This window comes from Streptomyces sp. ATexAB-D23, assembly GCF_000373645.1.
In the GTDB taxonomy this organism is placed as follows: Bacteria; Actinomycetota; Actinomycetes; order Streptomycetales; family Streptomycetaceae; genus Streptomyces; species Streptomyces castrisilvae.
The window spans coordinates 1-22944 of the sequence record NZ_KB892039.1 but is presented as its reverse complement, the minus strand read 5'-3'; the positions used below and the strand labels follow the sequence as shown (position 1 = coordinate 22944).

Below are 22944 nucleotides of genomic sequence, written 5' to 3'. Positions count from 1 at the left end.
CGCCGCGGGCTGATCCACGAAGATCCGCCGGACAGGCCCTGGGGGAAGCTCGCCGCGCCACCCTCGTGGGCGCGCGAGCGGTCTCACGCCGCGCCCAGATGAACACGGCCGAACGGGCCGGTCCCGGTGGGTCCGGGGGTTTCTAGGTGTTCACTCAGATCCCGCCGCCACGGCCCGCCGGGCGGGCGGGAAGCGCTTCTCCTTGGGTCCAGCGGCAGACGTCGGCGGTGCCCCGGCACGTGTGGGCGCCCGCCGCGTCCGCGACCTGACGAAGGCCGAAGGGGCCAGCATGATCGACACCGATTTGTGGATTCGGCGGTACTTCCCGAGTGCGGAGGCGAAGGTCCAGTTGGTCTGCCTGCCCCACGCGGGCGGTTCGGCCTCCTTCTACCGGCCGGTCGCGCAGGCACTGCGCCCCCGGGTCGAAGTCCTGGCCGTGCAGTACCCGGGCCGTCAGGACAGGCGCCACGAGGCGCTGATCGACGATCTGGGCACGCTGGCGGACCAGGTGGCCGAGGCCGTCACCGAGGCCGTCGACCGCCCCTTCGCGTTCTTCGGGCACAGCATGGGCTCGACGCTCGCGTTCGAGGTCACCCGGCGTCTGGAAGCGCGGGGGACCTTCCCGCTGCGTCTGTTCGCCTCGGCCAGGCGGGCCCCTTCGGCGCACCGGGACGAGCAGGTGCACCTGCGTGACGACGACGGGCTGATCTCGGACGTGCGCGCGCTCAGCGGTACGAGCCAGCAGGTCTTCGGCGACGAGGAGCTGCTGCGGATGGTGCTGCCCGCCATCCGGGGCGACTACCGCGCGGCGGAGACCTACCGGTACGCGCCCGGCCCCCGGCTGCGCTGCCCGGTCACCGCGCTGACCGGCGACAGCGACCCCAAGGCGACGGTCGAGGAGGTCGCGGCCTGGAGCGGGCACACGGACGGCGGTTTCGACCTGAGGACGTACTCCGGCGGCCACTTCTATCTGCTCGACCACACCGCGGAGGTCCTGCGGCTGATCGGTGATCAGCTCGCGGAGCCGGCCCTGCGATGACGGAGGAGTCATGACACCACGGCACGTCGCGATCTTCATGTTCCCGGGCTACGGGCATGTGAACCCGACGCTGGAGATCAGCCGCTGCCTCATCTCGCTGGGCCACCGGGTCACCTACGTCGTGGACGAGAAGTTCGCCGACCGGGTGGCCGCCGTCGGCGCCGGGGCGGTCCGCTACACCTCGCGGCGCAGCCGGCTCGGTGAGGGGACCGTGACCGGTGAGGACATCGGGGCGCTGGGCCTGACGTTCCTGCGGGAGTCGATGGACGTGATCCTGCCGCGGGCCCTGGAGGCGCTCGCGGACGACGTCCCCGACCTGGTCCTGTACGACCTCGAAAGCTTCTTCGCGGCGCGTACGGCGGCGAAGCGGTGGGGCTGCCCCACCGTGCAGCTGTTCCCGTACGTCGCCGCCAACGAGCACTACGCGCTGTCGCACGAGGTCTTCGACGGGACGAGCGAGAGCCTCCAGACGTGCCTGGACCTCCTGATGGAGCACCTGGCCGCCGAGGAGGCCGATCCGGAGACCGCGGCGGCGTTCCTGGCCAACTTCGACTCCCGCAACGTGGTGCTGCTGCCGAGGTCGTTCCAGCCGCGCGGTGAGACGTTCGACGACCGCTACACCTTCACCGGGCACAGCCTCCCGGCCGACCGGCCGGGCACCGGCTCCTGGCAGCGCCCTTCGGGGGACGGCCCGGTGGCCCTGATCACGCTGGGCACCGAGGTGAACGACCGGCCGGGCTTCTTCACGGACTGCGTGGAGGCCTTCGGCGGGAGCGACTGGCACCTCGTCATGGCGGTCGGACCCGGCAACCTGCCGGCCGGCCGGGCCGCAGCCCGGGGCGCGGCGAACGTCGAGATGCACGAGTGGCTGGCGTTCAACACCGTGCTCCCGCACGCGTCGGCCGTGGTGTGCCATGCCGGCATCAGCACGATGCTGGAGGCGATCTCCTTCGGCAAACCCCTGGTGGTCATCACGTACACCCCCGAGGACCGGGTCAACGGCCGGTGCACCGAGGAACTCGGTGTGGGGGTCGCGTTGCCCGGCCACGAACTGACGCCCGAGCGCCTGCGCGAAGCGGTGGAGACCGTCGCGCACTCCGACCGCATCCACCGGCAGGTCGCCCGGATGCGCACCGAGATGCTGGCGGCGGGCGGCCCGGCCCGAGCCGCCCGGCTCATCGACGGCTGGCTCGCCGAGCCGGTCGCGGCGGCCGGGCAGCCCACCCCGGCACCCGAATTCCAGGACGCCGATACGTGAAAGACGTACGCCGTCGAAACCGTACAAGCGAATAGCGCTTCAAAATCCCCCCACCCATCAATTGTCCAGACCGAACACTGGAGCATCCGTGACGGAGCTTGTTGAACTGGGTGGCGAACTCAAGGTCTACACGCAGAGCCCACTCGAAGCGCAATACATGTATGATGAAATCTTCCAGCAGGGCTGCTACGACGGACTGGAACTCGGTGACGCCCCCACAGTTCTCGACGCCGGCGGCAACATCGGAATGTTCGCCCTGTACATCAAGAGCAGATATCCGGACGCGGAAGTCCACTCGTTCGAGCCGATGCCGAACAACATCGCGCTCTTCCGGAAGAACGTCGAACTGCACGGCCTCAGCGACGTGACACTGCACGAGACCGCGCTCGGCAGCGCCCCGGAGGCGGGCGTCGAATTCTCGTTCTTCCCGCTGCTCCCGGCGAACTCGACCCGCTATCCGGAGATCAAGGAAGGGCCGAAGGCCCAGATGGCCGAGCAGCACGGGGACCTGGCCGAGGAGTTCTACACCGCGGAGAAGGTGACCGTCGACGTCGAACGGATCGCCGCGTTCTTCCCCGGGGACCGGGAGATCGCGCTCCTCAAGGTGGACGTGGAGGGCGCCGAACCCGATGTGCTGCTCGGCGTCGACGACGCCCAGTGGCCGCGCGTCCGCCGGGTGATCGCCGAGGTCTGCGACCTGGACGGCCAGCTGGAGCGGGTCTGCGGGATCCTGCGCGGCCACGGCTTCGAGGTCACGCCGGAGCGGGCGCCGCTCACCGAGGCGGCGGACCAGTACTACATGGTCCGGGCCGTACGCGCCTGAACCGAAGGCACGAGCCCGGCCCCACGGGCCACAACGGCATCGCCCGGCCGCATTGCTGCGGCCGGGCGATGCCGTGCTCCCGGGGGCCGGAACCTCAGCTCCCCAGCGGCCAGTCGATCTCGGGCGTCAGGTAGTAGTTGACCCGCGCCTCACGCAGCCGCGGTCCCTGCGCCGCGAGACGCGGCTCGAACTTCTTCCAGTCGTGCGAGGACGCCTTCGCCCAGCCGACCTCGGCGACCGACAGAAGCCGCGGGAAGGCCAGGTTCTCCATCTGGTTGATGCCGAAGACGGTCTCGGTGAAGATCGTCGACTCGACCCCGCCCACGGCGGACGCCGGCAGCCCTTCGAGCTGGCCCTCCGGGTCCCAGTCGTAGGAGCCCTCCACCGACGTCGGACCGGCCCACGTCTGGCCCACCGGGTACTCGGGGTAGGTCTCCGTGTACTTCTGGTCGAGGTAGGTGTACATCGCCGGCGCCATGATGACCTTGCTGCCCGCCTTGGCGGAGGCGATGATCTGGTCCTCGTTGATGCCGGGGACCCAGAACTCCGTCAGCGAGTCCTTCGCGGGAAGCGAACCGGCCGCCTCCATCCAGCCCATCGGCTTCTTGCCGTGCTTCTCCACCATCTTCGCGATCTTGGCGAAGTAGGTGTCCAGCTGCTCCTTGGTGCGCCCGAACGTCTCGTCGCCACCGACGGCGAAGTACGGGCTCGGGCTGAGCGCCGCGACCTCGCCGATGACGTCGTCCATGAACTCATAGGTCGTCGGGTTGTCCAGGCACAGCACGCCCTCGTCGCTCTTGGGGTAGCCGAGGTAGGGCTCGATCGGCTTGCCGTCACAGGTGAGCTCGGGGTACGAGGCCAGGGCCGCGTGGGTGTGGTCGGGGCCGTTGATCTCGGGAATTATCGTGACGCCGCGCGCCTGCGCGTACCGCACGATCTCCTTGTAGTCCTCCTGGGTGTAGAAGCCCCCGCCCTCGCCGCCCGCCCCGGACTCGGCACCGACCTTGGTCAGCTCCGGCCAGGACTTGATCTCGATGCGCCAGCCCTGGTCGTCCGTCAGGTGCAGACGCACGTAGTTGACCTTGTAGCGGGCGACCGTGTCGATGTACTTCTCGACGTCGGGCTTCGGCAGGAAGTGCCGGCCCACGTCGATCATCGCGCCCCGGTAGGCGTAGCGCGGCGCGTCGTCGATGGTGCCGCCCTGGACCCGCCACGGGCCGGGCATCTGCTGCTTGCGCTCCACCTTCACCGGCAGCAGCTGGCGCAGCGTGGCCACGCCGTTGAAGAGGCCCGAGCGGTCGTCGGCCTCGATGGTGACGGTGTTGCGGCTGATGTCGAGCCGGTACCCCTCCTTCTTGGTCACCGCGTTCTTGCCGCCGAGCGACAGCACGATGCCGCGCGGCTTCGCCCCGGCGGGCACATCGCGCACCTTCAGCGGGTAGCCGGTGGGAACCCGCAACAGGCCGGCGAGGAAGTTGGCGGCGTCCTTCGCGTCGGACGAGTTCCGCGTCGCGTAGATCGCGTCGCTCTGCTTCAGGTCGAAGGCGACGCCGTTGGCGGTCCGGATGCTGACCGGCTGGGGCACCACCGAGGTGAGCGGAACGGCCCCCTTCACGGTCGAGACCGCCGGGTTGGGGCTGCTTGCCGAGACCGCCGCGCTGGACAGTGTCACCGTCAGCGCCATCACGACCCCGGTGACGGACATTCTCATGCCCCGGCTGCGCCAGGGGCTCGATGGACTTGCACTCACTCTCATCTGCAACCGTGTTTCCCGTCTAAGTGGCTTGGCGTCCCGATTCCCAACGAGGTTCAAGCTTTGGTCAACATCGGCTAGCGGAACCCCTAGTGTTCGCGCCCGGCCCTCCGGAACCATCGCTGGAAGAGTCCCTACGGATCCCGTGCGGCCCCCCTTCCGGCGGCCCGTTCCCCGTACCGTCGGCCGTCACAAAGGTCCGCCTCCGGGACGAACCGGATAGCGCACGAGTCAGACCCGACCAGGACTGCACCGATATCCGGCCATGCGCTCCTAGGCTGCTGAGCGCTCGCCGATACACACAAATCGGGGAAGGTGTGGCGGACATGTTCCATGCGGAGACCAGCACGAGGAGCGATTTTCCACAGACGGCGGGGGAAATGTCCGTCACTGCGCGAAGACCGCTCCATGCCGTCGACGGACTGCTCGACGCCGAATCGTCCCTGTTCACGGCGGAGATCCGGAGCGACGAATACAGCGCCGTGGTCCTCTCTATGTTCGAACGCTCGGGAGTCGGTCTCGCGATACTCGATCCGACCCTGCGGATACGTTCCGTCAACAACGCCTTCAGCACCCAGTGCGGACGCTATCCGGACGATATCTGCGACCGGAGTTTCGCCGAGTTCCTCCACCCGAGCGTGCGGCAGTACGTGCTGCGCCAGTTCGGCCGGCTCGTCCAGGAGCACCACGCCCCGGTCGTCAGCCGCTCCATCGCCATGTGGTTCCACGACACCGCGGTCTCCGGCAAGCTCGCCGCCTTCCCGGTGCGGGACGACAGCGGCCGGGTCAAGATGATCATGGCGCAGTTCACCCCGGAGGAGCCGGCCGACGACCGCCAGGAACTCGTGGGGTCGCAGCGGAAGCTGACCGCCCTCACCGCGAAGGTCCTGGAGGGGGTCGCGGCCGGGGACCCGACCGTGCGCCTGGCGGCCAAGCTCTTCCTCAGCCGCCAGGGCGTCGAGTACCACGTGAGCATCCTGCTGCGGCAGTTCAAGGTGCCCAACCGCACCGCTCTCGCGGCGAAGGCGTACTCGATGGGCATGTTCAGCATCGGCTGCTGGCCGCCCAGGATCCTCCCCGAGTACATCCGCCCGGACCGCCAGGGAACCGACCGCGCCCCCCGGGGCTCCCGGCAGGACAGCGGCGACTGACCGGGGCCGGACGGACCCGCACCCGCTGTGCGAACCCGTATCCGAGGGTGGCATCGCGCCCGGCGTCAGCTGCGCGCGGCCACCCTCTCCACGTAGTCCGCGGCGAGCACCGGCCCGTCGACGGCCCGCATCGCCCGGCTCAGCCCGCCGACCCGCTCACGTGTGTGCCCGTCCCGCACGATGCGGTCCACCTCCGCGCGCACCCGCTCCCCGGTCGCCTCGGCCTGCGGCACGTGCACGCCGAGCCCCAGCTCCTGGAGCCGGTCGGCGACGAGCCGCTGCTCGGGCATGTGCGGCACCGCGACCACCGGCGTCCCGAAGTACATCGCCTCCATCACGCTGTTCATCCCGGCGTGCGACACGAACGCGTCCGCGTGCTCCAGCACGGACAGCTGAGGCACCCAGCGGTGCAGCTCGACGTTGTCCGGCACCGTGGGCAGGTCCTCGTCCTCGGCCAGCGCGCCCGCCGAGACGACCACCTGCCAGTCGCTGCCCGCGAAGGCCTCGGCCCAGGTGCGCAGCGCGTCCTTCTGGTGGTCGAAGCTGAAGCTGCCCATCGACACCAGCAGCACCGGGCGGCCGTCGCCCGGCGGCTTCCAGGTGGTGTCGTGGGCCCGGTCGCCGAGACAGGCGCCGACGAAGGCGAACCGGTCGTCGAAGGTCTCGGCGGCGGGCTGGAAACGCCGCGGCAGGAACACCAGGTTCGCGTCGTCGGCCGCCGCGTTGAACTCTTCCAGGGTGACGTCCCCCAGGCCGTGATCACCCAGCAGCTTGCCCTGCTTCACGAAGAAGTCGATGAGCGCGGGGTGCTCCCGGTCGATCTCGTCCGCGTACAGCGCGCCGATCTGCTGCGTCAGCGAGTAGTGCTCGTTGGAGGCGAAGGTCGCGAACAGCTCGATGGCGGGCCGCTGCCACTTGCGGGCCAGCACCCGGCCGGCGGCGAAGGTGCTGACGTCGTACAGCAGCACGTCCGGAAGGTCGTCGCCGAACCCGGCCTCGTACACCGGGACGGTGGCGATGGCCTCGTCGATCGAGCGCACCGGCTCATGCACCAGGTACTCCGCGTCCACCCGGTCGGGCAGCTTGCGCGAGGCGAGCCAGGACTCGTACTCCAGCACCTTCGCGCCGGCCGCGGCGGCCAGCGGCGCGAAGCGCGCGTTGGTCGCGAAGGTCACACGGTGGCCGCGGCGCACCAGTTCCGAGACGACGGGGAGCGTCGTGTTGATGTGTCCGAACGCGGGAAACGGCAGAAACGCCACGTGGTACGACGACATGGGCAGCAGCTTGCCAGCGGCGGCGCCGGTGGCCGCCCGCACCGGCCCAACACTGGGCCTTTCACCAGTCCGTTGCTGCAGTTCGCCGTGGAGTTCGGGAGAACACCTGGTGTCCTGCCGTCGGTGTGGTTCCGCGCGCGGGCTCCGTGCTCCCGTGGGTCCGATGACCCGTTCCTGAGAAGAGAGCGAGATGCCGTGATCCACCCAGCAGATTACGCCGACACACGGGAGCTCCACCAGCGCCGGGCCGGCCCCGGCCTGGACGTCTTCTCCCGGGGCTGGCCCGACCAGGCTCCCGACACGGTCTGCGGCTGGGGCTCCAGCGAGCCGCACACCCAGCTGGTCCGCAAGGGACTGCGCACCATCATCGAGACGTACGACGTGAAGACGCTCAACGACGCCGGCTGCGGCGATCTGGCGTGGATGAGCACGATGGACCTCGACGACGTCGACTACATCGGTTACGACGTCCACGAGCGGGCCACCTGGCCCGAGCTGAGGCAGCGCGGCTACCGGCTGGAGGTCGTGGACATCACGTCGACCGTGCTGCGCCGGGCCGATCTGCTGGTCTGCCGGGATGTGTTCATCCACCTGCCGAACGACATGATCCTGCCCGCGCTGGAGCGGTTCCGCGGCTCCTGCCGGTACCTGCTCACCACGAGCTACGCCAGCGATCCCGTCCCGGAGCAGGGCGCCTTCTCCAACTACGCGCGGGTCTGCGAGCCGAGCCTGCGGCACGCGAAGCTCGATCTGACGCTGGCCCCGTTCTCCCTCGGAGAGCCGCTGGAGATCATCCCCGAGAACTCCCCCAACAAGTACCTCGGGCTGTGGGACCTGACCCGTTAGCCGCTCAGCCGAAGGAACAGGAAAGTCATGGCAAGCCCTCTGGACCTCGCCCACTCGCCCTGCCCCAACGACACGTTCGTCTTCCACGCGTGGACGGCCGGGCTGCTGCCCGGGGTGCCCTCCCCCGAGGTCACCATCGCCGACATCGACGTCACCAACGGCATGGCGGCCAGGGGCGAGCTGGACGTACTGAAGATCTCGTACGGGGCGCTGCCCCACGTCCTGGACCGGTACGCGCTGCTGCCCTGCGGCGGCGCGCTCGGTCACGGCTGCGGGCCGCTGCTGCTCACCCGTACCGCCTGCGAACCGGCGGACCTCGCCGGGCGGGTCGTGGCGATCCCCACCGAGCGCTCCACCGCCTACCTGCTGTTCCGGCTCTGGGCCCGGGAGGCCCTGCCGGGGCAGGAGGTACGCACCGTGGTGATGCCGTTCGAGCGGATCATGCCGGCCGTCAGGGACGGTGAGGTGGACGCGGGCCTGGTGATCCACGAGGCCCGCTTCACGTACGACACGTACGGTCTGCACCGCCTCGTCGATCTCGGCGAGGCCTGGGAGGAACGGACCGGGCTCCCCATCCCGCTCGGCGCGATCGTCGCCCGGCGCGATCTGGGCCCCGAGCGGCTCACGGCCATCACCGAGGCCGTCCGCGCGTCCGTCCGGCACGCCTGGGCCGACCCGGAGGCGTCACGGGACCATGTGCGCTCGCACGCGCAGGAGATCGCGCCCGAGGTGCAGAAGCAGCACATCGAGCTGTACGTCAACGAGTACACCGAGGACCTCGGTGCGGACGGTCTCGCCGCGGTCCGGGTCCTGCTGGACCGGGCGGTGGAGGCGGGGGCGGTCCCCGCGTTCCCGCCCGGCGCGCTGGACCCCGTCGGTTCCGCGCGGTGAGGGAGGAGCAGCCCCGGGCCTTCCCCCGGGGCTGCTCCTCCGTCGGCGTCAGAGCGTGGCCGCGGCGGTGGCAGCGGGTGTGGCCGCGGCGGTGGCACGGGCGGCCATGACGGCTTCCAGGCGGTCGGCGACCGCGGCGGCCCCCGGTGCCGTACGCATCCCCCGGCTCAACTCCGCCACCCGGTCGCGCACCTCGTCGTCACCTGCGATGGCCTCGACGGCGGAGAGCAGGGTGCCGGCGTCGAGATCACCGGGGCTGATCGACCGGCCGACGCCGAGGTCGACGACCTGCCGCGCGATCGCCACCTGGTCCTGCTGCTGGGGCACCACCACCACCGGGACGCCCTGGTGGAACGCCTCCATCAGGCTTCCCGTGCCGCCCTGGCAGACGAACGCGGTGGCGTGTTCCAGCACCGCCAGGTGCGGAAGCCACGACCAGGCCTCGACATTGGGCGGCAGCGGCCCGAGGTCCGACGGGTCCATGCCGCTGCCGAGGGTCATCACGAGGTGCCACGGCGTGCCGGCGAAGGCTTCGGCGCAGCGCCGGAAGAAGTCGGGGCGGCAGTTGACCGAGGTGCCGAGCGAGACCAGCAGCACCGGCGGGGCGCCGGGCGGGGGCGACCACTCTCCCGCGAAGTCCGCCGCGCGCAGGCAGGGGCCGGCGAAGAGGTAGTCGTCGCCGAACGTCTCCCCCTTGATCTGGAACTCCTTGGCGACGAACGAGATGTTGACCGCGGTGTCGTCGCCGCCGGCCATCCGCTCGGCGAACAGGCCGGCGACGCCGGCCGCCTCGACGCGGGCGGTCAGCTCGGCCGCCAGGCCGAGCAGCAGCGGGTCGCCCGGGTCCACCGGGGCGTGCGCGGGGTCGGCCTCGGTCCCGTTCTGCGGCACCTGGTCGTTGGTGCCGAAGCCGGCGTAGGTGCGCACCATCGGCGCCCCGTGGCGCCGGCTCACCGCTGCCGCCGTGTCGGAGGCGAGCGCGTCGTGCACGACCAGGTGGGGCGGGTCGTCGGCCGCGGCCGCCAGCGCCACCTCCAGAGGGGCGTAGCTCTCCCTGAGGAAGGCCACGAGCATCGTCGTCGCGGTCTCGTAGGAGGTGATCGTCTGCGGGAAGTCGGAGGCGTAGGACACGACGCGTGCCCCGGTGGCCTCGACGGCGGCCGCGTACCGTTCGGAGACCACGTAGGTGACGCGGTGGCCGCGCCGCACGAGTTCCTCGACCATGCCGAGGGTCGCCTTGAGGTGCCCGTACGAGGGGAAGCCCAGCCACAGCACGTGGCGTCCGGGCGGTCCGGGCTGGGTGGGGACGGTGCTGTCCAGGGGGCCGTTGGGTCTGGCGGGGGTCATGAGTACTCCTCGTCCCGGGCCGGTCCGAGCCGGCCGCGGGCAGCTGTTTCGAAGATGCCGGCCCGGCCCAGGACCGATTCGAGCAACGAGGCCTGGCGGACGGCGTCGGCGGCGTGCGGGGCGCGCGCCGCCGGGTCGGTGCAGGCCTCGGCGAAGGCGGAGACCGCGCGCAGGAACTGGTCGGCGGCCGGCAGGGTCAGCTGCTCGGTGTGCTGTCCCCGGCTCACCCGCAGCCGGGGCTGTTTGTCGGGGGGCGGGGTGAAGGCCCAGTCGACCTCGATCCGCCCTTCGCTGCCCCAGAGCGCGTAGGTGTTGCGGTAGTCGTGGTCCAGGCCGAAGTCGCACTGGGCGGTGAGGCCGGCGCCGTCGGCGAGCAGCACCGATCCGGCCATGTCGCAGCCGTCCTTCTCCTCGAACCCGAGCCGGGCGCCGAGGACCTCGATGCCGTCGCCGAGGAAGAGCTGGGCGGCCCGGACCGGGTAGCAGCCGGTCTCCCGGAGCGCTCCGCCGTCCAGTGCGCGGCTGTAGCGGATGAGTCCGCGGTCGGCTCGCGGGATGCCGAAGGAGGCGGTGAAGACGCGGGGGGTGCCGATGGCGCCCTCGGCGACCAGGTCGCGGACCCGCTGGTGCTGGGTGTGGTGGAGGAAGGCGAAGTTCTCCATGAAGGCCAGACCGCGTTCCCGCGCGGTCCTGGCCAGGTCTTCCGCGGCCTCGGCGCTCGCGGTGAGCGACTTCTCCACCAGGACGTGCTTGCCGGCCCGCAGGGCGGCGTGCGCCCACTGTTCGTGCAGCGCGTTGGGCAGCGGGATGTAGACGGCGCCGATGTCCTCGCGGGCGAGCAGCCGCTCGTAGCCGGTCACCGCCTCGCAGCCGAAGCGGTCGGCGAACGTACGCGCCTTGTCGGCGGTGCGGCTGGCGACCGCCACCAGCCGCAGCCGGGGGCAGCCGAGGATGGCCGGGATGGTGCGGCGCCAGGCGATGTCGGCTGCGCCCAGGACTCCGATGCCCGTCGGTTCGGCGTCAGACACGGCCTCTCCCGCGGACGGGGCCGGGGCCGGTCGGAAAGGTGTGTGGCGTTGGCTCCATGGTGTCCCTCTTCTTGCGGACCGCAGCGGTGCGCGAGACCGGCCGGCTCAGCGGTGCTTGGCGACGAACTCGCGGATGGAGGCGACCATGTAGTCGGTCATCTCGGCGGTGATGCCGGGGTACACGCCGATCCAGAACGTGCGCTCCATGATGATGTCGCTGTTCTCCAGACCGCCGCTGATCCGGTGCTCCACGTCGAGGTACGCGGGGTGGCGCACGAGGTTGCCGGCGAACAGCAGCCGGGTGCCGATGCGGCGGGCGTTGAGGAAGTCGACCAGTTCGGCGCGGCTGAAGGGGGCGTCCTCGGTGAGGGTGAGGACGAAGGCGAACCAGCTCGGGTCGCTGCCGGGGGTGGCCTCGGGCAGCAGCAGGCCGGGCACCCCTTCGAGCCCGTCGCGCAGCCGCTTCCAGTTGCGCTTGCGGGCGGCGGTGAAGTCGTCGATCCGGCTGAGCTGGCTCAGGCCCAGGGCGGCCTGGAGGTCGGTCGACTTCAGGTTGTAACCGATGTGCGAGAAGATGTACTTGTGGTCGTAGCCGTGCGGCAGATCACCCATCTGGTACGTGAAGCGCTTGAGGCACTTGTTGTCCTCGCCCGGCTCGCACCAGCAGTCGCGCCCCCAGTCGCGCATCGACTCGGTGATCCGGGCCAGCTCCACACTGTTGGAGAGCACGCATCCGCCCTCGCCCATCGCGAGGTGGTGGGCCGGGTAGAAGCTGACGGTGGCGTAGTCCCCGAACGTGCCGGTCTTGCGTCCCTGGTACGTCGACATCAGGGCGTCGCAGTTGTCCTCGACGAGGAACAGCCCCCGGTCCTCGGCCAGTTGGGCTATCTCGGTGGCCTCGAAGGGGTTGCCGAGGGTGTGCGCCATCATGATGGCCCTGGTGCGCGGGCCGATCGCTGCCTCGACCCGTTCCAGCGTCGTGTTGTACGTGCCGAGGTCCACGTCGACGAAGACCGGCACGAGACCGCACTGCACGATGGGGTTGACGGTGGTCGGCCAGCCGGCGGCGACGGTGATCACCTCGTCGCCGGGGCGCAGCCGGCGGTCCTCCAGCTCCGGCACGGTGAGCGAGGCCAGCGCCAGCAGGTTGGCGGACGAGCCCGAGTTCGTCAGGTGGGCCTTGCGGACGCCGACCGCCTTGGCGAACTTCCGCTCGAAGCGCAGCGCGGTGGCGCCGGAGGCGATCCGCATCTGGAGCGCGTGCTCCACCAGCATGGCGCGGTCGTCCTCGTCGAGAACCGCGCCGGCCGGGAGGATCGGGGTGACTCCCGGGACGAATTCCTGCCCGGAGGCCTCCTGGTCCCGGTGGTACTTGCGGGTCAGCTCGATGATGGACTGCACGTCGGCGTCGTTCATGGATGCCCTCCTCGTCCGCTGTGGTGGTCAGATGTGGTGTCGTGGCATGGGTACGGGGACGCGGAGGCTGCCCCACAGGGCGTGCAGCGCGTCGGTCACGGTGCGGGCCGGGGCCCAGCCCAGCTCCCGCCGCGCCAGGCCGGTGTCCAGGGGCCGGTCGCCGGCTCCGGCGTCGCGGCGTACGGTGGCCGCCGGGCCGCGCACGACCGCCGGGGCCGGCCCGTCCGCCCCGGCGATCCGGATCAGCTCGTCCACGGTGTCGGTCAGCCGGACGAGGACGCCCGAGCCGACGTTGACGATGGGCGGCAGCCGGTCCGCGCGCGCCGCGCACAGCACGGCGTCGGCCACGTCCCGGATGTCGACCAGCTCCCGGCGTACGCCGTCGAGCGGCGGCAGCCGCACCTCGGCGGGGTACGCGGCGAGCTGCCGGGCGAGCCCGCCGAGCAGGCTGTCGCCGGGGGTGAACGGGCCGAGCGCGATCGGAATCCGCAGCACGGTCGCGTCCACCCGCCCGAGCGCCGCGGCGCGGACGACGACCCGGGTGCCGGCGAGCTTGGTCTGGGCGTACCGGCCGACGGGGCGGCCCGGCAGTGTCTCCGTCAGCTTCTTGCCGGGGTGCGTGCCGTACTCGTACGCCGAACCGATGTGTACGAGCCGCACCGGCCCCGGCAGGGCGGCGACGGCGTCGACCAGCCGCTGGACCAGGGTCACGTTGCCAGCGGTCAGCTGGTCGTCGGTGACGTTCCACAGGGCGCCCGCCGCGTTCACGACCAGGTCGGGCCGCAGGGCGGCGAGTGCGGCGGCGAGTTCCGCGGGGTCACCTCGGGTGAGGTCCAGGGCCACCGGGCGGCAGCCCTCGGGCAGGTGGTCGGTGCTGCGGGCGACGGCGGCCACGGGGTGGCCCGCGTCGCGCAGCGCGGCGCACACATTGCGGCCGACGAAGCCACTGGCGCCGAGCACCACGGCGGTCGGCCGCCGGTCCGCGGAACCCACTGGGTCCATCAACGACTCCCGGATGTCTGGTCCGTTGGGGCGACGGCCCGGCCGGGCGGTCGTCACTGCCGCCACTATCCACGCGCCCCGGGAATGCACACAGCCGCTGCGGGGCCATGCACCCAATCTCTGGGTGTTTCCCCCGATGCACGCGCGGCCCGGCCCCCCTTGCGCAAGGGGCCGGGCCGCGCGGCGCGATCGGCTCAGGAGCCGTCCGGGTGGGCCGGCTGCTCCCGTATCCAGCGGTCGACGGCTTCGGCGGTGGTGTGGGCCAGGTCCTCCATCATCGTGAAGTGGTTGCCGGGCACGTCCACGACGCGGCCCGCCTCGCTCCAGCCCGTCTGCCACTTCTCCGGGGCCAGCCCCTCGCCGCCGGGCATCGGCTGCCCGGCCCGTACGAGCAGCACGGGTGAGGTGAGCGGGCCCGGCCGCCAGCCGCCGAGCAGGTTGAAGTACCAGCTCATCGCGGACAGCCGCGCGGCGTCCATCCGCGCGAAGCCGGCCTCCCGTTCGAACATCCCTCCGAGGAGCTGGTCCTCGAACTGGCCGAGCGAGTCGTCGCCCGGCACATAGGTGTCGACGAGGACGACTCCGGCCGGGGCGCGGCCCTCCTGTTCCAGCCGGGCGGCCGTCGCGTAGGCGAGGACACCACCGGACGACGAGCCGAGCAGCGCGAAGGGCGCGTCCCCGACCTGCTCGCGCACCATCCGCGCCAGCAGCCCGATCAGCGCGTCCTCGGTCGCCGGCAGCGCCTCACCCGTCGCGAATCCGGGCACCGCCAGCGCGGTGACGTCCCGTACGTCACGGAACGCCGAGGCGAACCGCGCGTACTGGTGCACGCCCGCGAGCGCCACCTGCGAGCTGAAGCAGACCAGCCGGACCGGCTCGGCGCCCTTGGCCAGCCGGACCGAGGTCGGGGACTCGGCCACCTCGTCGGCGTCGGCGAACGTCGGCCGCAGCCGGGCGACGCTCTGCAACAGCTCGAAGCCCTCGCGCAGCCTGCGCTCCTCGCAGGCCCGGCGGAACAGCCGGCCGATGGTCTCGTCGGTGTCGGGAGCGGCGACGGGCGCCGCATCCGCCCCGTCCGCCGCGCCCCGCGGCGCCGTGCCGAGCAGGGTGTCCAGATGGCCGGCCAGGTCGAGCGGCGTGGCGTGGTCGAAGGCGACGGTGGCCGGCAGCCGCAGCTCGGTCGCCGCCGCCACCGCGTTGCGCAGCTCCACCGATGTCAGGGAGTCCAGGCCGAGTTCGAGGAACGGCTGCTCGGGCTGGACGGCGTCGGCCGACGCGTGTCCGAGTACGGCGGCGGTGGCGCCGCGCACCAGGTCGAGCACCGCGTCCCGGCGGGCCGCCCCGGCCAGTTCCCGCAGCCGGGGACCGGCGGCGTGCCCGGTGCCGGACGAAGCGGCGGTGCGCCGGGCCGCCGGGCGGGCGAGGCCGCGCAGCAGCGGGGCGGTGTCCGGGCCGAGCGCCGCCGTGTCGAGCCGCATGGGCACGAACTGGGCGCCGTCGGCACGGAGCGTGGCGTCCAGGAGCGCGAGCCCGTCCCGGTCGCTCAGGGCGAGCACACCGCCCCGGGTCATGCGGCCCCGGTCCACCCCGTCGAGCCGGCCGGCCATGCCGTGCTCCCAGGCGCCCCAGGCGAGCGAGCGGCCCGGCAGGCCGTCGGCGCGCCGCTGCTCCGCCAGGGCGTCGAGGAAGGCGTTGGCGGCGGCGTAGTTGGCCTGGCCGGGGGTGCCGAAGGTGGCCGCCGACGAGGAGAACAGCACGAAGTCGGCCAGCCCGGTGTCACGGGTGAGTTCGTGCAGGTGGAGCGCGGCGTCCGCCTTGGCACGCAGCACCGAGTCGAACCGGTCCGGCGTGAGCGAGGTGATCACCCCGTCGTCCAGGACGCCGGCCAGGTGGACGACGGCGGTCAGCGGATGGGCCGGGTCGACCGCCGCCAGGGCCCCGGCCAGGGCGTCCCGGTCGGCCGCGTCGCAGGCGGCCAGGGTCACTTCGGCGCCCAGCTCCGCGAGTTCGGCCCGCAGGGGCCCGGCGCCGGGGGCGGCCGGTCCGCTGCGGCTGAGCAGCAGCAGGTGCCGTACGCCGTGCCCGGTGACCAGGTGCCGGGCGACCAGGCCGCCGAGGGCGCCCGTGGCCCCGGTGACCAGCACGGTGCCGTCCGGGTCCCAGGCGGTGCCCGGCTCCTCGGACATGGCGGCCCGGGCAAGCCTGGCCGCGCGCAACTCACCGTTCCTGATCGCCAGTTGAGGTTCCCCGGTGCGGAAAGCGGCGGGCAGGGCGAGGACCGATGCCGCCGCCTCGTCGAGGTCCACGAGGTGGAAGCGGCCGGGGTTCTCCGACTGGGCGGTCCGCACCAGGCCCCAGAGCGGCGCACACGCCAGGTCGTCCGGGCGCCCGGTGCCGTCGCCGAGCGCGCCCCGGGTGACGAAGACCAGCCTCGCCCCGGCGAACCGCTCGTCGGCGACCCAGGTCTGCACGGTCCGCAGCGCCTCGCCCGTGATGTCCCGTACGGCGCGGGCGGGGTCGGCCCCGGGGTCGGAGGCGACGGAGACCAGGACGGTCCCGGGCAGGGTCATGCCCGCCGAGGCCGCGGCCGACAGGGCCTCCAGGTCGGCGAACGACTCGGTCCACACACCCGCCCCGGTCAGCGTGTCCATGATGCCCAGCGCGTCCGTGCCGACCAGCGCGCAACGCCCCTGGTCCGCGCCCTGCTCCGCGCCCGTCTCCGGGACCGGCCGCCAGTCGACGCGGAACAGCCCGTCCGCGGGGGACGCCTCTCGGGGGCGTCCGACGGCGTGGGGCCGCAGCATGAGCGAGGCGATCGTGGCGACCGCCCGCCCTGCCGGGTCCACGGCGCTGAGCGCCACTTCCTCGGCGCCGGTCGCGGTGAGCCGTACGCGCAGTGCGGTGGCGCCCTGCGCGTACAGGGCGGCGCCCGCGAAGGAGAACGGTACGAGCCGGCCGGCGGCACCGGGCAGCAGGTGGGCGAGTCCGTGCAGGGCCGCGTCGAGCAGGGCGGGGTGCAGCCCGTACCGCCCGGTGTCCTCCGGGGCCGGTTCGGGCAGCGCCACCTCGGCGTACAGCTCGCCGTCGCGCCGCCAGGCCGCACTCAGCCCCTGGAAGGCGGGGCCGTAGGCGACGCCGGTCCCGTCCGGGTCCTGGTCGCCTTCGTAGAGCCCGTCGAGCGGCACCGCCAGCGCGCCGTGCGGCGGCCAGACGGAGGTGTCGAACGGCTCCCCGCCGGACGGGGCGGCAGCGGCGAGTGTCCCCGTCGCGTGCAGCGTCCAGGGCGCCTCGGCGGACGCGTCGGCCGGCCGGGAGGAGATCCGTACGGTGTGGTTCCCGGCCGGGCCCGCGGGCTCGGTCAGGACCTGGAGCTGCCGGTCGCCCGCGTCCAGGGGCAGGGGCGCGGACAGCACCAGTTCGTCCACGAGTGCGCAGCCGGCGTGGTCGCCCGCGTGCACGGCCAGGTCGACGAGCGCGGTGCCGGGCAGCAGCACCGTCCCGGCGACGAGGTGGTCCGCGAGCCACGGGTGGGCGGCGGTGGAGAGCCGCCCGGTGCAGACGGACCCACCGCCGGAGAGCGGGACGCAGGCGCCGAGCAGCGGGTGGTCGGCGCCGCTGAGTCCGGCGCCCGCCAGGTCGGCCGGGGCCGAGGCGTTCTCGGCCCAGTACCGCTGGTGGTGGAACGCGTACGTCGGCAGGTCGACGCGGCGCGCCCCCGTGCCCTCGTAGAACTCCGGCCGCCGCACCCCGCTCCCGTGGACCAGCAGCGGGGCGAGCGCCGCGGCGAGCGTCCCGGTCTCGGACCGGCCGCGGCGCAGGACGGCGGCGCGCACGACCGGTGCCGCCCCGGTGTCCTCGGTGTCGTCGCCGGCGAGGCACTCCCCGACGGCGGCTGTGAGGACGGGGTCCGGGCCGAGTTCGACGAAGGTGCTGACCCCGGCCGTGCGCAGCCGGGTGACCGCGTCGTGGAAGCGCACGGTCTCGCGGACCTGCCGCACCCAGTACTCCGGTGTCCCGAAGGCGTCCGGCTCGGCGGCGAGCGGGCCGCCGGTCGGCACGACGGGGATCTCGGCCGGCCGGTAGGTGACGGACTCGGCGACCCGGCGGAACTCCTCCAGCATCGGGTCCATCCGGGCCGAGTGGAAGGCGTGGCTCACCCGCAGCTGCTTGGCCCGGCGGTCCGCGAACCGTCCGGCCACCGCGAGGACGGCTTCCTCCTCGCCCGACAGCACCACGGCCCTGGGGCCGTTGACCGCGGCGAGGTCCACGCCCTCGCCGAGCAGGGGGGTGACCTCCGCCTCGGTCGCCCGCAGCGCCAGCATCGTGCCGCCCGCCGGGAGCGCCTGCATCAGCCGGGCGCGGGCCGCGACCAGCCGGCAGGCGTCCGGCAGGGACAGGACGCCCGCGACATGGGCGGCGGCCAGTTCCCCGACCGAGTGGCCGGCCAGCTCGTCGGGTACGACTCCGAAGGACTCCAGCAGCCGGTACAGGGCCACTTCGAGGGCGAACAGCGCGGGCTGCGCGTACCCCGTGCCCGACAGTGCCTCCTCATCGGTGAACATCAACGCGCGCAGGGAGGTGCCGAGTTCGGTGTCGAGGTGGGCGCACACCGCGTCCAGGGCCTCGGTGAACGCGGGCGCGGACGCGTACAGCTCGCTGCCCATGCCGACGCGCTGGCTGCCCTGTCCGGTGAACAGCACCGCGACCCGGCGCCGCGCGGCCCGGCCGTGTGCGACGCCCGGTGCGGTGGTGCCGGCCGCGATGGCGTCCAGCCCGGCGAGCAGTCCTTCCCGGTCGGTGGCGACCGTGAGCGCCCGGTGGTCGAAGAGGGGCCGGGTGGTGGCGAGCGAGTAGGCGGCGTCGAGCGGGTCGAGCCCGGGGTGCCGTGCGAGGTGGTCGCGCAGGGCGGCGGCCTGGCCGGGCACGGCCGCCTCGGTGCGGGCCGACACCATCAGCGGCAGCACGGGCGGCGCCGGCCGGGTGGCGGGCGCCGGTCCGGCCGCCTGCCGCTCGGCCGGGGCCTCCAGGATGACGTGCGCGTTGGTGCCGCTGATGCCGAAGGAGGAGACACCGGCCCGGCGGGGGCGGTCGGTCTCGGGCCAGGAGACGGTCTCGGTGAGCAGTTCGACCTGCCCGCCCGCCCAGTCGACCTCTTCGCTCGGCCGGTCCACGTGCAGGGTCGGCGGGAGCACGCCGTGCCGCATGGCCTGCACCATCTTGATGATGCCGCCGACGCCCGCGGCGGCCTGGGCGTGCCCGATGTTCGACTTGAGGGAGCCGAGCCACAGCGGCCGGTCCTCCGGCCGGTCCTGGCCGTAGGTGGCCAGCAGTGCCTGGGCCTCGATGGGGTCGCCGAGCACGGTCCCGGTGCCGTGGCCCTCGACGGCGTCCACCTCGGCGGGCCGCAGCCCGGCCCGGTCCAGGGCCTGCCGGATGACGCGCTGCTGGGCGGGGCCGTTGGGCGCGGTCAGGCCGTTGGACGCGCCGTCCTGGTTGACGGCCGAGCCGCGGACGACCGCCAGCACGCGGTGTCCGTGGCGGCGCGCGTCGGAGAGCCGCTCCAGCAGCAGCATGCCGACGCCCTCGGCCCATCCGGTGCCGTCGGCGGTGGACGAGAAGGACTTGCAGCGGCCGTCGGGGGCGAGGCCCCGCTGCCGGCTGAAGTCGATGAAGGTGCCCGGGGTCGCCATCACGGTCACCCCGCCGGCCAGCGCCGTGTCGCACTCGCCCGCGCGCAGTGCCTGCGCCGCGAGGTGCAGCGACACCAGCGAGGAGGAGCAGGCGGTGTCGACCGTCACCGCGGGCCCTTCGAGGCCCATCAGGTAGGCGACGCGGCCGGTGACGACGCTTCCGGCCGAACCGGTGCCGAGGAACCCTTCGGCACCCTTGGGGATGGTGTGCAGCCGGGCCAGGTAGTCGTGGTACATGACGCCCGCGAAGACCCCGGTGCGCCGGCCGCGCAGGGTGGCGGGGTCGATGCCCGCGGACTCGACAGCCTCCCAGGACGTTTCCAGGAGGAGGCGCTGCTGCGGGTCCATGACCAGCGCCTCGCGCGGCGAGATCCCGAAGAACGCCGCGTCGAACTCGGCCGCCTCGTGCAGGAACCCGCCCTCGCGCACATAGCTCGCGCCCCCGGTGTCCGGGTCGGCGTCGTAGAGCCGCTCCAGGTCCCAGCCCCGGTCGTCGGGGAAGGGGGTGACGCCGTCGGACCCGGTACGCACCAGGTCCCACAGGTCGTCGGGGCTGCGGACGCCGCCGGGGTAGCGGCAGGCCATGCCGACGATGACGATGGGGTCGTCGGCGTCCGCGCGGCCCGCGCGCCGTGCGGGGGCGGCCGGTTCGGCGGCCTCCTCCCCGAACAGCCGCTCCAGCACATGGCGGGCGACGGCCTCGGCGGTGGGGTGGTCGAAGACGAGGGTCGCGGAGAGCCGCAGCCCGGTCGCGGCGTTGAGGTGGTTGCGCAGTTCGACCGCGGTGAGCGAGTCGAAGCCCAGCTCGCGGAAGGGCAGGTCGGGCGCCACGTCGTGGGCCGAGCCGTGGCCGAGCACGGTTGCCGCCCGTTCCCGGACCAGTTCGCACAGGGCGGCGAACCGCTCCTCGGGCGGGAGCGGGGCGAGCCGGCCGGTCAGCGAGTCCGCCGTGGCCGTGCCGGCGGCGGCGGCGCGCCGGCGCGGGGCGCGGACCAGGCCGCGGAAGACCGGCGGCAGGTGCTCGGCGGACTCCCGCAGCACGGCGAGGTCGAGGCGGACGGGCAGCACGGCGGCGTGCCCGGTGGCGGCAGCCAGATCGAACAGGGCGGTGCCGTCGGTGACGGACAGCGGCACCACACCGCCGCGCGCCATGCGCCGCCGGTCGGCCTCGCCGAGTTCGCCGGTCATCTCGCCCGAGCCGTCCCACAGGCCCCAGCCCAGGGAGAGCCCGGGGAGTCCCTCGGTGCGGCGGCGCTGGGCGAGCGCGTCGAGGAAGGCGTTGGCGGCCGCGTAGTTGCCCTGTCCGGGCGCGCCGAGCGCGGCGGAGACCGAGGAGAACAGGACGAACGCCGACAGCGGCGCGCCGCGCGTCAGTTCGTGCAGGTGCAATGCGGCGTCCACCTTGGGCCGCAGCACCCGCGCCACCTGCTCCGGCGTCATGGACGTCACCGTCGCGTCCGCGAGGACACCGGCCGTGTGCACGACTGCGGTCAGCGGGTGTGCGTCGGGCACGGTGGCGAGCGCGGCGGCCAGGGCGTCCCGGTCCGCCGCGTCGCAGGCGAGGATGCCGACTTCGGCGCCGAGGCCGGTCAGCTCGGCGACCAGCCCGGCGGCGCCCGGCGCGGCCGGCCCGCGCCGGCTGAGCAGCAGCAGGTGCCGGACGCCGTGGGCGGTGACCAGGTGCCGGGCGATCACGCCGCCGAGTTCACCGGTGGCTCCGGTGACGAGCACGGTGCCCTCGGGGTCGTACACGGGGGCCTCGGCCGTCGGCGGTGCGGCGGCCAGACGGCAGGCGAACAGCTCCCCACCCCGGACGGCGAGCTGCGGCTCGGACGAGCCGCGAGCGAGACTGACAACCTCGCCCGACTCTCCTTCTGAGTCGACCAGTTGGAGCCGGTCCGGGTGTTCGGACTGCGCCGACCGTACGAGCCCCCAGACGGCCGCGCCCGCCAGGTCCGACACGTTCTCATCGGGCCGGACCGCCACCGCGCCTTCGCAGACGAGGACCAGGCGGGTGGAGCCGAAGCGCTCGTCGGAGAGCCACTCCTGGAGGAGTGCGAGGGTCCGCAGAACGGCCTCGTGCGTACGGTCGGCCGCTTCGCCGCCGGCCGTCGCTCCTCCGGTCGCCCGGGTCACGACCACATCGGGCAGGGGCTGCCCGGCGTCGACCGCCGCGCGCAGAGCCGCCAGGTCGGGGTACGCGTCCTGGCCGCCGCCCTCGCCGAGCAGCGCCCAGCCGGGCGCGTCGGCCCCGGAGAGCGGGTCGGGCGTCGCGATCCGCGTCCAGTCCAGCCGGAACAGGGCGTCCTTCGGGGCGCCTTCCGCCGATGCGGCGGCGCCGGAGCCCTCGGAGGCTTCGGAGTCCTGCGCGTCCGTGGCCATCGGCCGCAGCGTCAGCGCGTCCACCTCGGCGACGGGCCGGCCGGTGACGTCGGCGACCTGGACGGAGATGCCGTCCGGCCCGCCCAGCGTGAGGCGCGCCCGCAGGGCACCGGCCCCCACGGCGTGCAGGGACACCCCGTTCCAGGAGAACGGCAGCTGCCCGGACCCGCTTTCGCCCCCGCCCGCCCCGTCACCCGTGACGCCGAGCGCCATCGCGTGCAGGACCGAGTCCAGGACGGCGGGGTGCAGCGGGTAGGCATCGGCGCCCGACGGCTGGGCGGGGTCGTCGAGCAGGGCCTCGACGAAGACCTCGTCGTCCCGCCGCCATGCCCGGCGCAGCCCGCGGAAGACGGGACCGTACTGAAGGCCGAGCCCGGCCAGGGCCGCGTAGAGCCCGGCCGTGTCCAGCTCCCGCGCGCCGTCCGGGGGCCACTGGCCGAGGTCGTACGCCGGTTCCTCGTCCCGGGCCGGGGCGAGCAGGCCGGTGGCGTGACGCGTCCACCGGTCGGCGGGCTCGCCGTCCTGCCGGGAGGACACCTGTACGGAGCGGCAGCCGGTGGCGTCCAGCGCGCCGACCAGCAGCTGCACGTGGACGACACCGTCCTCCGGGATCACCAGGGGCGCCGTCAGGGTCAGCTCCTCGACGCGTTCGCAGCCGACGTGCTCCCCGGCGCACAGGGCGAGATCGAGAAACCCGGTGCCGGGGAAAACGATCCGCCCCGCCACCTGATGGTCCGCCAGCCAGGGGTGCGCCCGCGCCGAGAGCCCACCCAGGAACAGCACGTCCCCCGAGTCCGCCAGGCTGATCACGGCCTGGAGCAGCGGGTGCCCGGCCCCGACGGAACCGAGCGGGACAGGGCCCGCCATGAACCGGGCGGTCGGCCAGTAGCGCTGGTGCTGGAAGGCGTACGTGGGCAGGTCGACGGTACGGGCCCCGGTCCGGGCGTAGAACGCCGCCCAGTCGACATCCGCCCCGTCCGCCCAGAGCCGGGCGAGCGCGGTGACGGCGGTGGCCGGTTCGGACTGCTTACGGTTCAGCGCCGC

General features: G+C 73.2%; 13 protein-coding genes. 6 read left to right on the top strand and 7 right to left on the bottom strand.

What is annotated here, in order from left to right:
* Positions 1 to 289 precede the first annotated feature (289 nt).
* From B082_RS0127235 to B082_RS36780, 3 genes are all read left to right on the top strand, one after another.
* Complete coding sequence (locus tag B082_RS0127235) at positions 290 to 1039, top strand: thioesterase II family protein (RefSeq protein WP_026250255.1); 750 nt, start codon at positions 290 to 292, stop codon at positions 1037 to 1039.
* Between the two features lie 10 nt (positions 1040 to 1049).
* Positions 1050 to 2297 (top strand): macrolide family glycosyltransferase, encoded by a 1248-nt coding sequence (locus B082_RS0127230; RefSeq protein ID WP_018554966.1) that lies wholly within the window; start codon positions 1050 to 1052, stop codon positions 2295 to 2297.
* An 88-nt stretch (positions 2298 to 2385) separates the two neighbouring features.
* Positions 2386 to 3120 carry an FkbM family methyltransferase gene (locus tag B082_RS36780; protein ID WP_018554965.1) on the top strand — a complete coding sequence of 245 codons (735 nt, stop codon included), beginning with the start codon at positions 2386 to 2388 and terminating at the stop codon, positions 3118 to 3120.
* Positions 3121 to 3214: 94 nt separating this feature from the next.
* Here B082_RS36780 and B082_RS0127220 read toward each other — a convergent pair whose 3' ends face one another.
* Complete coding sequence (locus tag B082_RS0127220; RefSeq protein WP_106435544.1) at positions 3215 to 4831, bottom strand: beta-N-acetylhexosaminidase; 1617 nt, start codon at positions 4829 to 4831, stop codon at positions 3215 to 3217.
* 422 nt (positions 4832 to 5253) lie between these two features.
* On the opposite strand from B082_RS0127220, the gene B082_RS0127215 reads away from it, so the two are divergent.
* Positions 5254 to 6024 carry a helix-turn-helix transcriptional regulator gene (locus tag B082_RS0127215; RefSeq protein WP_018554963.1) on the top strand — a complete coding sequence of 257 codons (771 nt, stop codon included), beginning with the start codon at positions 5254 to 5256 and terminating at the stop codon, positions 6022 to 6024.
* Positions 6025 to 6089: 65 nt separating this feature from the next.
* Here the strand turns inward: B082_RS0127215 and B082_RS0127210 are convergent, their stop codons facing one another.
* Entirely contained in the window at positions 6090 to 7298 is a 1209-nt protein-coding gene (locus B082_RS0127210) for a macrolide family glycosyltransferase (protein WP_026250253.1), read from the bottom strand.
* A gap of 195 nt (positions 7299 to 7493) precedes the next feature.
* Between B082_RS0127210 and B082_RS0127205 the strand changes: the two genes are divergently transcribed.
* Complete coding sequence (locus B082_RS0127205) at positions 7494 to 8144, top strand: hypothetical protein (protein ID WP_018554961.1); 651 nt, start codon at positions 7494 to 7496, stop codon at positions 8142 to 8144.
* 27 nt (positions 8145 to 8171) lie between these two features.
* Positions 8172 to 9035 (top strand): 1,4-dihydroxy-6-naphthoate synthase, encoded by an 864-nt coding sequence (locus tag B082_RS0127200; RefSeq protein WP_018554960.1) that lies wholly within the window; start codon positions 8172 to 8174, stop codon positions 9033 to 9035.
* 48 nt (positions 9036 to 9083) lie between these two features.
* On the opposite strand, the gene B082_RS36775 is transcribed toward B082_RS0127200, so the two are convergent.
* The 5 genes from B082_RS36775 to B082_RS36770 form a co-directional block, all read right to left on the bottom strand.
* Positions 9084 to 10382: a macrolide family glycosyltransferase gene (locus B082_RS36775; protein ID WP_018554959.1), complete on the bottom strand. Its 1299-nt coding sequence runs from the start codon at positions 10380 to 10382 to the stop codon at positions 9084 to 9086.
* Positions 10379 to 11410, bottom strand: coding sequence for a Gfo/Idh/MocA family protein (locus B082_RS0127190; RefSeq protein ID WP_018554958.1), 1032 nt, complete (start codon positions 11408 to 11410; stop codon positions 10379 to 10381). Before B082_RS0127190 ends, B082_RS36775 begins: the two co-directional genes overlap by 4 nt.
* 105 nt (positions 11411 to 11515) lie before the next feature.
* Positions 11516 to 12826, bottom strand: coding sequence for a lipopolysaccharide biosynthesis protein RfbH (gene rfbH / locus B082_RS0127185; protein WP_018554957.1), 1311 nt, complete (start codon positions 12824 to 12826; stop codon positions 11516 to 11518).
* A gap of 27 nt (positions 12827 to 12853) precedes the next feature.
* On the bottom strand, positions 12854 to 13828 hold the full coding sequence (locus tag B082_RS0127180; protein ID WP_106435543.1) for an NAD-dependent epimerase/dehydratase family protein: 975 nt from the start codon (positions 13826 to 13828) through the stop codon (positions 12854 to 12856).
* A gap of 194 nt (positions 13829 to 14022) precedes the next feature.
* On the bottom strand, positions 14023 to 22944 hold an 8922-nt coding region (locus B082_RS36770), incomplete at its 5' end, for a type I polyketide synthase (protein WP_018554955.1).

Bases quoted from the DNA above. Each gene is read 5' to 3' on its own strand.
- B082_RS0127235 (WP_026250255.1), top strand. From the start codon at position 290: ATGATCGACACCGATTTGTGGATTCGGCGGTACTTCCCGAGTGCGGAG.
- B082_RS0127230 (WP_018554966.1), top strand. From the start codon at position 1,050: ATGACACCACGGCACGTCGCGATCTTCATGTTCCCGGGCTACGGGCAT.
- B082_RS0127220 (WP_106435544.1), bottom strand. From the start codon at position 4,831: ATGAGAATGTCCGTCACCGGGGTCGTGATGGCGCTGACGGTGACACTG.
- B082_RS0127215 (WP_018554963.1), top strand. From the start codon at position 5,254: ATGTCCGTCACTGCGCGAAGACCGCTCCATGCCGTCGACGGACTGCTC.
- B082_RS0127210 (WP_026250253.1), bottom strand. From the start codon at position 7,298: ATGTCGTCGTACCACGTGGCGTTTCTGCCGTTTCCCGCGTTCGGACAC.
- B082_RS0127200 (WP_018554960.1), top strand. From the start codon at position 8,172: ATGGCAAGCCCTCTGGACCTCGCCCACTCGCCCTGCCCCAACGACACG.
- B082_RS36775 (WP_018554959.1), bottom strand. From the start codon at position 10,382: ATGACCCCCGCCAGACCCAACGGCCCCCTGGACAGCACCGTCCCCACC.
- rfbH (WP_018554957.1), bottom strand. From the start codon at position 12,826: ATGAACGACGCCGACGTGCAGTCCATCATCGAGCTGACCCGCAAGTAC.
- B082_RS0127180 (WP_106435543.1), bottom strand. From the start codon at position 13,828: ATGGACCCAGTGGGTTCCGCGGACCGGCGGCCGACCGCCGTGGTGCTC.